The organism is Rudanella lutea DSM 19387 (genome assembly GCF_000383955.1).
Classification (GTDB): domain Bacteria; phylum Bacteroidota; class Bacteroidia; order Cytophagales; family Spirosomataceae; genus Rudanella; species Rudanella lutea.
In genome coordinates this window covers 758,441-771,465 of record NZ_KB913013.1, presented here as the reverse complement: position 1 = coordinate 771,465, position 13,025 = coordinate 758,441, and the positions used below count along the sequence as shown (strand labels likewise).

General features: G+C 54.6%; 13 protein-coding genes. 4 read left to right on the top strand and 9 right to left on the bottom strand.

Translation table 11 applies throughout. From position 1 onward, the window contains the following. Nucleotides 1–36: 36 nt before the first annotated feature. The 5 genes from RUDLU_RS0103350 to RUDLU_RS0103330 form a co-directional block, all read right to left on the bottom strand. Complete coding sequence (locus RUDLU_RS0103350; RefSeq protein ID WP_019986936.1) at nucleotides 37–990, bottom strand: transketolase family protein; 954 nt, start codon at nucleotides 988–990, stop codon at nucleotides 37–39. Nucleotides 991–1,003: 13 nt separating this feature from the next. Then, entirely contained in the window at nucleotides 1,004–1,870 is an 867-nt protein-coding gene (locus RUDLU_RS0103345) for a transketolase (RefSeq protein WP_281168762.1), read from the bottom strand. Between the two features lie 89 nt (nucleotides 1,871–1,959). Next, nucleotides 1,960–2,412: a thioredoxin-dependent thiol peroxidase gene (gene bcp / locus RUDLU_RS0103340; protein WP_019986934.1), complete on the bottom strand. Its 453-nt coding sequence runs from the start codon at nucleotides 2,410–2,412 to the stop codon at nucleotides 1,960–1,962. Between the two features lie 23 nt (nucleotides 2,413–2,435). After that, nucleotides 2,436–4,466 (bottom strand): peptidoglycan DD-metalloendopeptidase family protein, encoded by a 2,031-nt coding sequence (locus tag RUDLU_RS0103335; RefSeq protein ID WP_019986933.1) that lies wholly within the window; start codon nucleotides 4,464–4,466, stop codon nucleotides 2,436–2,438. A 12-nt stretch (nucleotides 4,467–4,478) separates the two neighbouring features. Further along, the gene (locus RUDLU_RS0103330; RefSeq protein WP_019986932.1) at nucleotides 4,479–5,090 is read right to left on the bottom strand and encodes a fumarylacetoacetate hydrolase family protein; all 612 of its coding nucleotides are present in this window, start codon (nucleotides 5,088–5,090) and stop codon (nucleotides 4,479–4,481) included. A 166-nt stretch (nucleotides 5,091–5,256) separates the two neighbouring features. On the opposite strand from RUDLU_RS0103330, the gene RUDLU_RS0103325 reads away from it, so the two are divergent. Beyond that, the gene (locus RUDLU_RS0103325; protein WP_019986931.1) at nucleotides 5,257–6,087 is read left to right on the top strand and encodes a M48 family metallopeptidase; all 831 of its coding nucleotides are present in this window, start codon (nucleotides 5,257–5,259) and stop codon (nucleotides 6,085–6,087) included. A 60-nt stretch (nucleotides 6,088–6,147) separates the two neighbouring features. Here RUDLU_RS0103325 and RUDLU_RS0103320 read toward each other — a convergent pair whose 3' ends face one another. The 4 genes from RUDLU_RS0103320 to RUDLU_RS0103305 all read right to left on the bottom strand — a co-directional run bounded on the left by RUDLU_RS0103320 (nucleotide 6,148) and on the right by RUDLU_RS0103305 (nucleotide 9,431). Then, on the bottom strand, nucleotides 6,148–7,140 hold the full coding sequence (locus RUDLU_RS0103320) for an aldose 1-epimerase (RefSeq protein ID WP_019986930.1): 993 nt from the start codon (nucleotides 7,138–7,140) through the stop codon (nucleotides 6,148–6,150). 87 nt (nucleotides 7,141–7,227) lie between these two features. Further along, nucleotides 7,228–8,016, bottom strand: coding sequence for a TIGR02757 family protein (locus tag RUDLU_RS0103315; RefSeq protein WP_019986929.1), 789 nt, complete (start codon nucleotides 8,014–8,016; stop codon nucleotides 7,228–7,230). Continuing rightward, nucleotides 8,013–8,225, bottom strand: a complete 213-nt coding sequence (locus RUDLU_RS0103310; protein ID WP_019986928.1) for a hypothetical protein — start codon at nucleotides 8,223–8,225, stop codon at nucleotides 8,013–8,015. Before RUDLU_RS0103310 ends, RUDLU_RS0103315 begins: the two co-directional genes overlap by 4 nt. A 123-nt stretch (nucleotides 8,226–8,348) precedes the next feature. Then, a complete protein-coding gene (locus RUDLU_RS0103305; RefSeq protein ID WP_019986927.1) occupies nucleotides 8,349–9,431 on the bottom strand; it encodes a LysM peptidoglycan-binding domain-containing protein in 1,083 nt (360 codons plus the stop codon). Nucleotides 9,432–9,553: 122 nt separating this feature from the next. Between RUDLU_RS0103305 and kdsB the strand changes: the two genes are divergently transcribed. From kdsB to porX, 3 genes are all read left to right on the top strand, one after another. After that, nucleotides 9,554–10,294, top strand: a complete 741-nt coding sequence (gene kdsB, locus RUDLU_RS0103300; RefSeq protein WP_044129818.1) for a 3-deoxy-manno-octulosonate cytidylyltransferase — start codon at nucleotides 9,554–9,556, stop codon at nucleotides 10,292–10,294. 96 nt (nucleotides 10,295–10,390) lie between these two features. After that, the gene (locus tag RUDLU_RS26850; protein WP_019986925.1) at nucleotides 10,391–11,236 is read left to right on the top strand and encodes a glutamate--tRNA ligase family protein; all 846 of its coding nucleotides are present in this window, start codon (nucleotides 10,391–10,393) and stop codon (nucleotides 11,234–11,236) included. A 142-nt stretch (nucleotides 11,237–11,378) separates the two neighbouring features. After that, the gene (gene porX, locus RUDLU_RS0103290) at nucleotides 11,379–12,947 is read left to right on the top strand and encodes a T9SS response regulator signal transducer PorX (RefSeq protein WP_019986924.1); all 1,569 of its coding nucleotides are present in this window, start codon (nucleotides 11,379–11,381) and stop codon (nucleotides 12,945–12,947) included. Nucleotides 12,948–13,025 lie beyond the last annotated feature (78 nt).

Sequence of the window (13,025 nt, the reverse complement as noted above, 5' to 3'; positions counted from 1 at the left end):
CAGCACACTGTAAACTCTAAACCGTAAACTGTAAACTCATTTTCTTGCCATCGCCTTTTTGGCAGCTTCCACAATTTTGTCTGCCGTGAGGCCGTACTTAATCATCAGCTGATCGGGCGTGCCGCTTTCGCCAAAGGTATCGTGTACGCCGATCATTTCGAGTGGGGCCGGGAGGTTACGTGCCAGTACCTGTGCCACGCTGTCACCCAAACCGCCGTTAAGCATGTGCTCTTCGGCCGATACGGCGCACCCCGTTTTCTTCACCGATTCGAGAATGGCCTGCTCATCGAGGGGTTTAATCGTGTGAATGTTAATGATGTCGGCTTCAATACCTTCTTCGGCCAGCATTTCGCCCGCTTTGATAGCTTCCCATACCAAGTGGCCCGTTGCGAAAATCGAAACAGCCGTACCTTCGTTCACGTGCCATGCTTTCCCGATCACAAACTTCTGATCGGTCGGGGTAAAGATAGGCACAACCGGCCGTCCGAAACGCAGGTAAACCGGCCCTTCGTGCTCGGCAATGGCGATGGTAGCCGCTTTGGTCTGGTTAAAGTCGCATGGGTTGATGACGGTCATGTTGGGCAACATTTTCATCATGCCCAGGTCTTCCAGAATCTGGTGCGTGGCTCCGTCTTCCCCCAGGGTCAGGCCGGCGTGTGAAGCACAGATTTTAACGTTCTTGTTGGAATAGCACACCGACTGCCGAATCTGATCGTACACGCGGCCCGTAGCGAAGTTGGCAAACGTGGTGGCAAACGGAATTTTACCGCCAATGGTCAGGCCTGCCGAAACGCCAATCATGTTGGCCTCGGCAATACCGCACTGAATGTACCGGTCCGGAAAATCTTTGATAAAGTTTTCGAGCTTGAGCGAGCCCGCCAAATCAGCCGTGAGGGCTACCACATTGGGGTTCGTTTTGCCCAGCTCATAAATGCCCGCGCCGAAGCCCGAACGGGTGTCTTTCTTCTCGGTGTATTCGTATTTTTTCATGATTGTTTTCTGATCAATAGTCCGACATACCCGCCGTGAGCGGCAACTGATTAAGGGCCGTAGCAAGTTGCTCGGCATTGGGAGCTACGCCGTGCCATTTGTGGCTGCCCATCATGTAATCGACGCCGTAGCCCATTTCGGTATGCATCAGAATGAGGGTCGGTACATCGGGATTCTGGCGCGCTTCTTTCAGTTTTGCTACTACCTCGGCCATGTTGTTGCCCTCCATGTGCTCTACGTGCCAGCCGAAGGCTTCGTACTTAGCCCCCAGGTCGCGGTTGTTCATCACCAGTGAGGTGGGGCCGTCGATCTGCTGCCCGTTGAGGTCGATAACGGCCGTCAGGTTGCCCAGTTTGTGGTGAGGGGCAAACATGGCGCCTTCCCAAACCTGACCTTCCTGCTGCTCCCCATCGCCCATGAGTACGTACACGTGGTTGGGGTCTCCGTTGAGCTTTTTGGCAAAAGCGGCCCCGCAGGCTACCGACAGGCCCTGTCCCAACGAACCCGACGCGATGCGTACGCCCGGCAGGTGTTCGGCCGTAGTGGGGTGGCCCTGCAGGCGGCTATCCAACTTCCGGAACGTGCTCAGTTCCGAAATCGGGAAGTAGCCCCGGCGTGCCAGTACGGAGTAAAACAGCGGAGAAATATGACCGTTCGACAGGAAGAAAATGTCTTCGTCCCGGGCGTCCATATCGAATACTACCTGCCCACCATCGTCGGTTTTCAGGTTCATTACCTCAAAGTAGAGGGCAACCATAAAATCGGTGCAGCCTAATGAGCCGCCGGGGTGGCCGGAGTTAACCGCATTCACCATCCGTACAATGTCGCGCCGAACGGCAGTAGCGACGTGTTCGAGTTGTTGTATTTCCATAGTTTTCAAGTCTACAGTTTTCGGTTTACTGTTTTCAGTTCACGAAGCCCTTTTATTTAAGCGTCAGTTCCTGTAAGCTGTAAGCCAGACACTGTAAACTATTTTAAAATTTGATCTGTGTGCTTCTTCGTATCTACTTTGTCGATGATGTCGGTAATGATGCCATTCTCGTCGATCAGGAACGTGGTGCGTACGGTGCCCATGTATTTACGGCCGTACATCGATTTTTCCTGCCATACGCCGTACGCTTCGACCACCTGCCTGTCGGTGTCAGCAATGAGCGAAAACGGTAATTCATACTTGCCAATAAACTTCTGGTGCGACTTCTCCCCGTCGATGCTCACGCCGAGTACGTCGTAACCAGCGGCCTGTAGTTGAGCGTAGTTGTCGCGGAGGTTACAGGCCTGAGCCGTACAGCCCGAGGTGTCGTCTTTGGGGTAAAAGTACAAAACAACTTTTTTGCCCCGATAATCGGATAATTTTAGGGGGTGGCCGTTCTGATCGGTCGTCTCGAAATCGGGAGCCGGATCGCCGGGCTTTAGTTTGGTCATGGTGGTTTTGTTTACAAGTTGGGTTAACGTCGGCGTTTTTTACGGGCGGTTGGTTTGGCTTTGGGCTTTGCCTTAGGTTTTGGAACCGACACCACGCCCTGTACCGACGTTACGTTGCCCGCATTGTCGGTCACTTCGAGCAGTACTTCGGCCCCGTCGGGAAAGGGTTCGTCGGCGTTCAGCTTGTCTGACCAGAGAAGGGCCCGTTTGTAATCGTACTGCATCAGCAGCCACTGCCCGTCGACCATCGCCCGAAACGACCGGATACCCGACCGGTCGTCGGTAATGCGGGCCGAGATACCGTTCGGTTGCAGCGACAGAAACTGTGCCTGCGGGGGCGTGGCGTCGGTGAGCAACTGAAACCGGCCCAGCTCCCGGGTTTTGAACGACAGCTTGTTTTTTTGCCAGCTGCCGCCCACGTAGCGCTCGCGGCCCACTTTGTCGACAAGGTACGCCTTGGTCCGCGACGTATCGGCTACACCGGCCGTATTCCAGACCACACCCAGCGGTTCGTTGAGCGGAATGGTGTTCTGGTTAATCTCCAGCCCCCCGCCGGGCAGTGAGCGCACGGCCAGATAGAGTGTGTCGAACAGGGTTTTTGCGCCAAAATTCAGGCTCACGGTGCCATCTTCGTAGGTCTCGTCGCGGCCGGGGATAACCCGTTTTTTGAGGTTTGTTGCTACGCGTCCGGCCCCGACCATAACGGCCTCGGGCAAGTGCGTGTTGAGGTCGATCAGGTACACAGCCGCATTGTTGTGTACGTAGCTGACTGGTTGTTCAGAAACTTTCTTCCCTTCAAACAGCCGGGCGGCCGGTGGCAAGGAGTCGGGCAGGTTCCGAACCGCCAGTTTGAGCACGTTTTGATCTGTGGTGATCGTAGCCGCTTCGGCCTGATTGGATGGTTTGAGGCTTAGGGGCAGATCGGTGGCCGATGAATCGGGCTGCACCGTAAAACGCAAAACCGCCGAGTTCTGGTACGAATCGAACAGGGTTACTGTTACGTCGTGGGGCTTGCCATCCATGAGCGGCAGCCGCCCGCGCCGGGCCGGAATGTGGGGCTGATCGGTATGGTACAACGACAACTGATTGCCGTCGGCTACATAACACCGGTGGTACCGTTGCCCGAAGAGCCGCTCGGTTTCGTAGTCCATATGGACGTTGATAAACCGGGTTTCTTCGTGCGGAAACGAGTCCATGTTGTACGTAAACATCTCGCGCCCGTCGAGCTTTACCTCCACGCAGTTGATACCATTTCGGTAAGGTGAGCCCGTTGTTTTGTCGTAGGCCAGAATTTCAAGGCCAATCAGGCCCGAAGCCGTGATGGGCTGGTTCAGGCCATATGACCCATCGGCCCGCCGAACCGGCGCAAAACTTTGGCGGGTGTACTCCCCGTTGAGCCGCGAACCGGTAGTCAGGGTGCGCAGGGCAATGCGTTCGAAATAGGGTGGGACTTCGTCGCGTAGTTCGCGGAAGTTGTATAGCAGCGGGTTAATGAGGTTGTCGCGCTCATCGCGAATCTCGAAGTGCAGGTGCGGTCCACCAGAACCGCCGGTATTTCCCGACAGGGCAATGATGTCACCTTTCCGAACCGGATACTGCCCCGGTGCCGGGCGCAGGTCAATCTCAAACGTCTGTTTGCGGTATTGTTCGGAGCGGAGGTAGGTGCCGAGGGTGTCGTTGAGGGTTTTGAGGTGCCCGTACACGGTGGTCATTCCGTTGGGGTGCTTCAGAAAAATAACGTTGCCATACCCACCCGTAAACACGGCAATGCGCGACACGTACCCGTCGGCGGCAGCGTACACGGGTAGGCCCTCGCGGCCGCCCGTGCGGATGTCAAGGCCGGCATGAAAGTGATTGGCCCGCAGGTCGCCCATACCGCCGGAGAGCGAGTTTTGCCCTCCCGGCTGAATCGGAAACATAAAATAACCGGGTACGACAACCTGCCGGATAGGAGGTCGGTTGTTTGGCGCTGGTTTGGGTGTCTGACCAGAGGCCAGAAAACCTGTACCGAGGCTGGCAATCGACAAAAAGAAAAGGGCAATTCGATTCTTCAAAACAGTACGAGCTTATTTCACCCCAATTTCCAGGAGCTTACGGTCTTCAATATAGGCCGTCAGAGTATCGCCTACCTGAACCGGACCCACCCCCTTGGGCGTACCCGTAAACAGAATGTCGCCTTTCTGAAGCAGAAAATACCGCGACACAAACGAGATGAGGTAATCAATCTTGAACAACATAAGGCTGGTGTTGCCCTGCTGCCGGGTCTCGCCGTTTACGTCGAGCCGGAAATTGATGTTGTTCAGATCGGTGAATTCGGTTTTAGGGACAAACGGCGAGATAGGAGCCGAGCCATTGAAGGCTTTGGCCAGTTCCCAGGGGAGGCCCTTTGCTTTCAGTTTGCTCTGTACATCGCGGGCTGTGAAGTCAATACCGATCCCGATTTCGTCGTAGTATTTATGGGCAAACTTAGGGTCAATGTTTTTGCCAACCCGGTTGATTTTTACCAGAATCTCAACCTCGTGGTGTACGTCGTTTGAGAAGTCGGGGTAGAAAAAAGGCTCGTTTTTTAGGGGAACGGCCGTTTCGGGCTTCAGAAAAATCACAGGATCATCGGGTTGCTCGTTGTTCAGCTCCCGAATGTGTTCGGCGTAGTTACGCCCCACGCAGATAATCTTCATACTCGACCAGGGCAGCGACCGGTTGGCCAGCCGCGTTAACGTTTAGATGCGTCACAAATCTAAGGAGTATCCATGGGTCGACCGAACCTCATTCTAAAAAAGCTGAACAAATCGGGGTTCTGGACCGCTTTTGTACCATAGGGATTTACTCAACCAGACACGAACGATGAAAAAAGTAATGATGATGACGTTGGCCCTCGCCCTGGCGATTGGTTGCCAGCGCGTACCTCTTTCAGGTCGTAAGCAGTTACTGCTGGTTCCGAACAGCGAACTCCTTCCGCTCAGCTTTAGTAATTACCGGGGTGTGCTCGATACAAGCCGGGTAATTCGTTCCGGCAACGATGCCCAGATGATTCAGCGCGTGGGCAACCGGCTCCGTACCGCTATGGAAAGCTACCTGCGTGCCAATAATTTTGCCGACCGGCTCGAAGGGTTTCAGTGGGAGTTTGCTCTCATTCAGAGCCCACAGGTAAACGCCTGGTGTATGCCCGGCGGGAAGGTGGCTTTTTATACGGGAATTTTGCCTTACACCCAAAACGAAGCCGGGGTAGCTACCGTAATGGGGCACGAAATTTCGCACGCCATTGCCGAACATGGTAATGAGCGAATGAGCGAGAGCCTGATTGCCAGCAACCTGTTGCAGGGTGGTCAGCTTGCGCTCGGAGCCGTAGCCCAGTCGCGCCCGCAACAAACGAGCGCCATGCTGCTACAGGCGGCCGGTGCGGTGTTGCCCATTGCCTATCAGGTAGGTCGGGCGTTGCCGCATAGCCGGAAACAGGAGCTGGAGGCCGACAAGCTCGGGCTTATTTTTATGGCGATGGCGGGTTATAATCCAAACGAAGCCGTTGGGTTCTGGACTCGAATGGCCCGCGCTGGCAGTGGTCAGAAACCCCCTGAGTTTCTGTCGACGCACCCATCTGATTCGCGCCGGATTCGGGATATTCAGAATCAACTCCCCGACGCCATGAAATACTACCGCCAAACGGCCCGCCGGTAGAGTGCCGAACAAAAAACCGGGCAAGCGAGGCCGCTTGCCCGGTTTTTTGTTGCCTTTAGATTACTGAACCCAGACTTTGATTTGCCCCTGGAGTGCGTCGCCGGGTTCGAGTACCGAAAGCCCCTCGTTGTTATTGAAGGCGTTGACATTGGCTGTCAGCGGTTCAATGGCAATGTGGTCGCGCCGACCGGGCGTGTACACTACCAGATACGGAAAGGCCGGGTCTTGCCAAACGTGCAGGGAAAGTTGCTGCCGGGGCGAGTGCAACACTGTCGTAACACCCTCGGGCTTCGATACCACCCGAAACGCATTGTCCAGGTTCCGGTCGCGCAGGGCCAGAATGCCCTGATCCTCAAACGGTGATCGGCCGGTCGGTAATAGGTTTTCGTCGAGGTGAATCAGTTCGCTTACTGGCATATCGATGGTCAGCGCGTCGGTGTCTTCACCGTTCAGACTAAAATACGGGTGCCACCCAAACGAAGCCGGGCAGCGCGTATCGCCGGTATTGAGCGCCGAAAAATCGAGTGTCAGCGTACACGACTGATTGGGCTGATCGGCCGGGGGGGGAGTCAGGATGTACGAAACTGTCAGCGAAAACGGAAACGGATACCCTTTGATTGGTTCGGCGTTGGTGTAGCGGATGGTCAGTTGGGCTTTCTGGTCGGTTATTTCCTGCCCGATCACTTCAAACGGCTGCGGGTGTACCAAGCCGTGGATGGCATTGTCGCGGGCGGTTTCGTTCATGGGCAGGGCGTACTCTTCGCCCTCAAACCGGTAAATACCATGCCGAATCCGACTCGGAAACGGGTAGAGCAACGCACTCGCGTAGGTTTCGTCGGTAAACAGAGCTTGTGGCGAGTCGGGAGCACGCAGCACATTGATGAGCAGTGATTTGGGGCCCAGAACCAGTTGGCGCAGAATGCCGCCATAGGCGGGAAGTACCGAAAAGCCTTCGCCGGTTTCGGTGTATTTAACAAAGTATTCGAGGATGGGTTCGCTCGTTTCGGCAGTTGGTAAAACGCCAAAAGGCTGAGTGTCGATAGAAAATAGCATATCAGATCGGCAGTAAAATCGGGACAGAGGATGTACAAAGGCTACCCAAAAGTAAGTCGGGTTGTTTACGTTTTTTACCCTTCAGACCTACATTTCGCCTTCGACACCCAGCCCAAAGAGGGCAAAATCGTACCGAACCGGGTCGGTGGGGTCGAGTTGGCGCAGGGTTTCGGTCAGGGCAACGGCCGTGTTCCAGTCGGGCGAATGGGTGGCCGTCGACCGTTGGGGGAGGAGCCCCAGCAGGTTGGCTACACGGCCTACGTGCACATCAATCGGAATCACGAGCTGATCGGGCCGGATACGGGTCCAGAGCCCAAAATCGACTCCGTTGTGGTCGCGTCGGACCATCCAGCGCAGAAACATCAGCAGCCGTTTGCACGACGAATTACGGGCCGGTGTGGCAATGTGCTTGCGGGTGCGTGGGGTAAAATGGGGCAGGCTACAAAACTGGTCATGAAAGTGTTCGAGATGCCGCCGGACCGTAGTGTCGTTGGTTGCCCCGTCGGGTGGGAGAAACGCATCTTCGAGCGAGTTGTGCTGCCGGTAGTATGTCTGAAAAAACGACAGAAAATACGCGGTGTCGGTGAAGTTGAACGTGCGGTGTTTGAAAGCGGCAAACCGCGCCAGATCGTGCTCGTCGTGGTTGAGCACAAAATCGTACGGGGCTCCGTCCATCAGGTCGATCAGTTCGGCTGCTTTCTTCAGAATCACCGGCCGTTGCCCCCAGGCCAGAATGGCCGCCCAGAAGCCCATGATCTCAATGTCTTGCTGCAACTGAAACCGATGGGGAATGCTGACGGGGTCTTTGGCAATAAAAGAAGGCCGATTGTACCCATCGGCCTTGACGTTCAACAAATCGATAATGTCGGGGCTCATCGGCTTTTTCCTCCGCTGACAATCCAGGCTATTCCGCGTGAAATGGCCGAAAAGAAGGCCAGAATCCCTGAAAACACAGTTGTAAACACGGCCACAAACGGGTAGCCGATCGTAAACATAACGCTGAACACTTTATAACCCGGTGTGGCTTTCATCCGCTCGTCGCGCAACCGGTGCCGCCGGGCAATACGCTCTTCTTTTGAATTCATCGTCTGTAAATTTTAGTTTACAGTCTTCAGTTTACGGTTTTCAGTTATTCTGTGATGCAGTTGCGCGAAGCGTTCCTGGTGCGTCAGCTAACTGGAAACTCTAAACCGTAAACTGTAAACTTTTTAAGGCACCATATAACTGACCTCAGCCCGAAAACTCTGATTGTTGGGCGAAAGTTTCGAAAAGGCTTTTGACGATAACTTGATCAGCACCCGCTCATTGACGCCGGTATTGGGCAGCCGGCCAATCACCTTTACCCACAGGCTCTGGTTGCTAATGTCGTTGCGAACCTGCACCAGTGAGCCAATAGGCGCGGTGCGGTGCAGGGCAAGGTATTTGTTCGAAGAGTCGTCGGAGTCGATGCGCTCGGCCATCCCGATTTCGGCCATTCGGCGGCCTTTGGCAGGTAGGTTGTTGCCCGACTCACCGGGTCGGATGGGGCGCTCCTCGGCCGGGCGGGCCGGTGCTTCTGGTTTCGTCTCGGCCTTGGCCAATTCTTTTTTCGGCGCTTCGGGCTTTGGTTCGGGGGCTTTGGCGGCCGGTTCGGTTTTGGCAGCCTCGGTGTTTGCTGGTCGGCTGGCGTTGCGAGCAGTAAAGCCTTTTTCCGACACGATCAGGGTTTGCCCCAACTGAATATTATCTGAGGTAAGGTTGTTCCACCGGCGTAGGTCGGCCATGAGTACCTGATATTTAACTGCCAGGCTGTACAGCGTTTGGCCCGGCTCAACCACGTGGGTATCGGCCGCTTTGCGCGTCTCAGCTTCTTTGGTTTCGGGCTTCGCCGTCCTGGTCTCTGTTTTGGATGCCGGTTCAGTCGGCTTCATCAGTTGCTCGTCGTCTTTGTCGGCCTTGCGAGCCGCTTTTTCTTCACGCCGGGCCGCCCGTTCGGCCGCTCGCTCTTCGCGTCGGCTCAGTTCGGGCAACGGAATACGCACCACCTGATTGTACTGAAGCGCATCTTTCAGGTCGGGGTTCGCCGATTTTATGACTTCAACAGAGGTATTGTACCGGCGGGCAATGGCATAGAGCGTTTGCCCCTGATTAACCCGGTGCAGTATAAACCGCTTGCCGTCGCGCTTCTCGACCCCAATCGAGTCGACAGTGGTGTGGTTGGTGGGGCGGAGAGGGAAATCGGAGAGTGAAGCTGCCTGAATTCCACCGGGCAACAGCAAACCCAGGGTTGCAAAGGCAAGTAGGGATTTCATGGGTAAGTAACGTTCAAAAAAGGCGCAGACGTACCTTATTGGGCATGTCCTTGCGTAAAATTATGGTTTCCGGGGGTTATTTCAAATCCAATCAGCCCGTACAATTCCGTATGTTTACGGCCATGAAGATTCTCGGACTCATTCCGGCCCGCTACGCATCTACACGTTTTCCGGCGAAGGCGTTGGCCGATATTAACGGTAAAAGTATGATTCAGCGGGTCGTGGAGCAGGCCCGTCAGACGCCGTCGCTCAGCCGGGTGGTGGTGGCTACCGACGATGAACGGATCCGGGCGCACGTGGCCGATTTTGGGGGCGAGGTGGTTATGACGAGCACGCATCATCAGAGCGGTACCGACCGGTGTCAGGAGGCTCTCACGGCGCTGGGAGAGCCGTTCGATTATGTCGTGAATATTCAGGGCGACGAGCCGTTTATTCAGCCTCAACAGATCCAGCTGCTGACATCGGTACTCGACGGTACCACCGAGCTGGCAACGCTGGTGAAGGCCATCACCGACGCCCACACGCTGTTCAATCCGAACTCGCCTAAGGTGGTGGTAAGTCAGACGGGTGAGGCTCTGTATTTCAGCCGCCAGCCGATCCCGTATCAGCGCGACCGCACCACAGAGGAGTGGCTGCGGCACCATACATACTATAAACACATTGGCCTGTACGCGTATCGTACCGACGTACTGGCGCAGATTACCCAACTGCCGCCCTCGGCACTTGAACGGGCCGAAGCCCTTGAACAACTCCGATGGCTCGAAAACGGCTACCGAATCCGGGTTGTCACCACCGAACTGGAGAGTTATGGTATTGATACACCGGAAGATTTGGAAAAGCTAACAGTGAACAACGAACAGTGAACAACGAACAACCAACAGTCAGCAGTGAACAACCAACAAGTCACTCTAGATCTTATAGAATAACTGTTTGTTGTTCACTGTTCGTTGTTTACTGCTATGTTTCGTTACGCTCCAACGCCTTCCGGATTCCTGCATATCGGTAATGGCGTCAATTTTGTCTTGACGTATCTGTGGGCGCAAGCATTAGCTGCCCCTATTTTGCTGCGCATTGACGATCTGGATGCCGATCGGAAACGCCCCGAGTACGTCGACGATGTGTTTTTTACCCTCGACTGGCTTGGTTTACGTTACGACGTAGGCCCTACCGGTCCCGACGATTTTGAGCGGCATTGGTCGCAGCGGCACCGCCTGCCCTTGTATCGCCAAATGCTGACCCGGCTGGTTCGGCGGGGCGTGGTGTATGCGTCCGATTTTTCGCGTCAGCAGATTCGTAGCCTGGGTGAGGCCGAAGCTATCCGGCTCATGCGCGCCCAAAACCTCTCGCTCCGTACGCCCGATGTGCCGTGGCGCGTGCGGGTACCCGATCATCTGCCGATTACGGATTTTGTGGTGCGTCGGCGCGATGGTATCCCGGCGTATCAGGTGGCTTCCCTTACCGACGATTGCCATTTCGGCGTTACGCACATCGTGCGGGGCGAAGACCTGCGCGAGTCGACCGCCATTCAGCTGTTTCTGGGAACCTTACTCAACGACGACCGATTTGCGCAAACGACCATCTGGCACCACCCGTTGCTGACCGATTCAGGTGGTCAAAAGCTATCGAAATCGGCGGGAAGCACCTCGTTGCGGGCCCTGCGCGAATCGGGAAATAGCCCGGTTTTTGTGTACCAAACGGCGGCCCGATTGCTCGGGTTTTCGCCCACAAACGTCTATTCACTGCTTGATTTACAGGTGCTTCTTGCGCCCGTTTGGGCTAGCCCAGAACTGGGAGCTAACTCATAAAAAACCTTAAATAGACCCGGCGGATGGGATGCCTAAACACTCCCTTCCGTTAGTAGGTTAAGCAAGAACCGGCCGGGTCGGTCGTTCTAATTGATGAACCAGCCCCCGACGAGGGGCTATTTTACTACGAAACCATACAGTTATGCAGCAATATTCCATCCTTTGGGCCGACGACGAAATCGATCTGCTCAAGCCACACATCATGTTTCTCAAAAACAAGGGCTACACAGTGACGCCCGTAAATAGCGGGGCCGATGCGCTGGAGCAGGTGGAGCAGGAGAAGTATGATCTGGTTTTGCTCGACGAAATGATGCCCGGTATGACCGGACTCGAAACACTCGCCCAAATCAAACAGATGCGGCCCAACATGCCCGTGGTGATGATTACCAAGAGCGAAGAGGAGCACATCATGGAAGAGGCCATCGGGTCGAAAATTGCCGACTACCTTATCAAGCCAATTAACCCGAACCAGTTGCTGTTGTCGCTCAAAAAGAACCTCGACAACAAGCGGCTCGTGACCGAACGGACCAACATCGGCTATCAGCAGGATTTTCGGAACATTTCGATGCAGTACAACGACCGCATCGGGCATGAGGAGTGGGCCGAAATTTATAAGAAGCTTATTTTCTGGGAGTTGGAGCTCGATGGGGCTCAGGATAAAAGCATGGGCGAAGTGCTCAATATGCAGAAAAGTGAGGCCAACTCGAACTTCTGTAAATTCATCGAGGAAAACTACGAAGACTGGCTCAACGACCCCAAAATCGACAAGCCCTTGATGTCGCACCAGTTGATGCGTAAAAAAGTATTTCCGCTTGTTGAAGCCGACACGGCTTCGACCAAGCCGCTCTTTTTTCTGCTCATCGACAACCTGCGTTACGACCAGTGGAAGGTAATTGAGCCGATTCTGACCGATTATTTTACGGTCGAAGAGGAGTCGTCGTACTACTCTATCCTGCCTACGACTACGGCCTTTGCCCGCAACGCTATTTTCTCAGGCATGATGCCGAGCGAAATGGAAAAGCAACACCCCGACCTGTGGGTGAATGACGACAACGACGAGGAGGGACTCAATAACCACGAAGAAGAGTTTTTGCGTCGGCAACTCGACAAGAGCCGCCTGAACGTGAAAATGTCGTACAACAAGATTCTGAATATCAACCAGGGCAAGGCACTCGTTGATAACGTGAGCAACCTGATGCAGAATCCGCTGAACGTGATTGTTTACAACTTCGTGGATATGCTCAGCCACGCCCGTACCGATATGGCCATGATTAAGGAACTGGCCCCCGACGAGGCCGCTTATCGCTCTATCACTCGGTCATGGATTCAGCACTCACCCTTACTCGAACTACTGCGTAAGATTGCCGACAAAGGGGGCCGCCTGATCGTAACCACCGACCACGGCATGATTCGGGTGCAGAAACCGGCCAAGATTGTGGGTTACCGCGAAACCAATACCAACCTGCGGTATAAGCAGGGTAAGAATCTGGGCTTTGATGATAACCACCTGTTTGTGGCCCGTAAGCCCGAGCGGTTGTTCCTGCCCAAGCCTAACGTATCGACGGCCTACGTCTTTACTATGGAAGATTACTTCTTTGCGTACCCCAACAACTACAATTACTACGTGAACTACTACCGCGATACGTTCCAGCACGGGGGTGTTTCGTTGGAAGAAATGGTGGTGCCGTTTGTGTATTTACGGTCGAAGTAGGGGTATAAAACAGAAAAGGGAGAAAGCAGAAAGAACGGGCGCAATGCCTTTTCCTTTCTGCTTTCTCCCTTTTTCGTT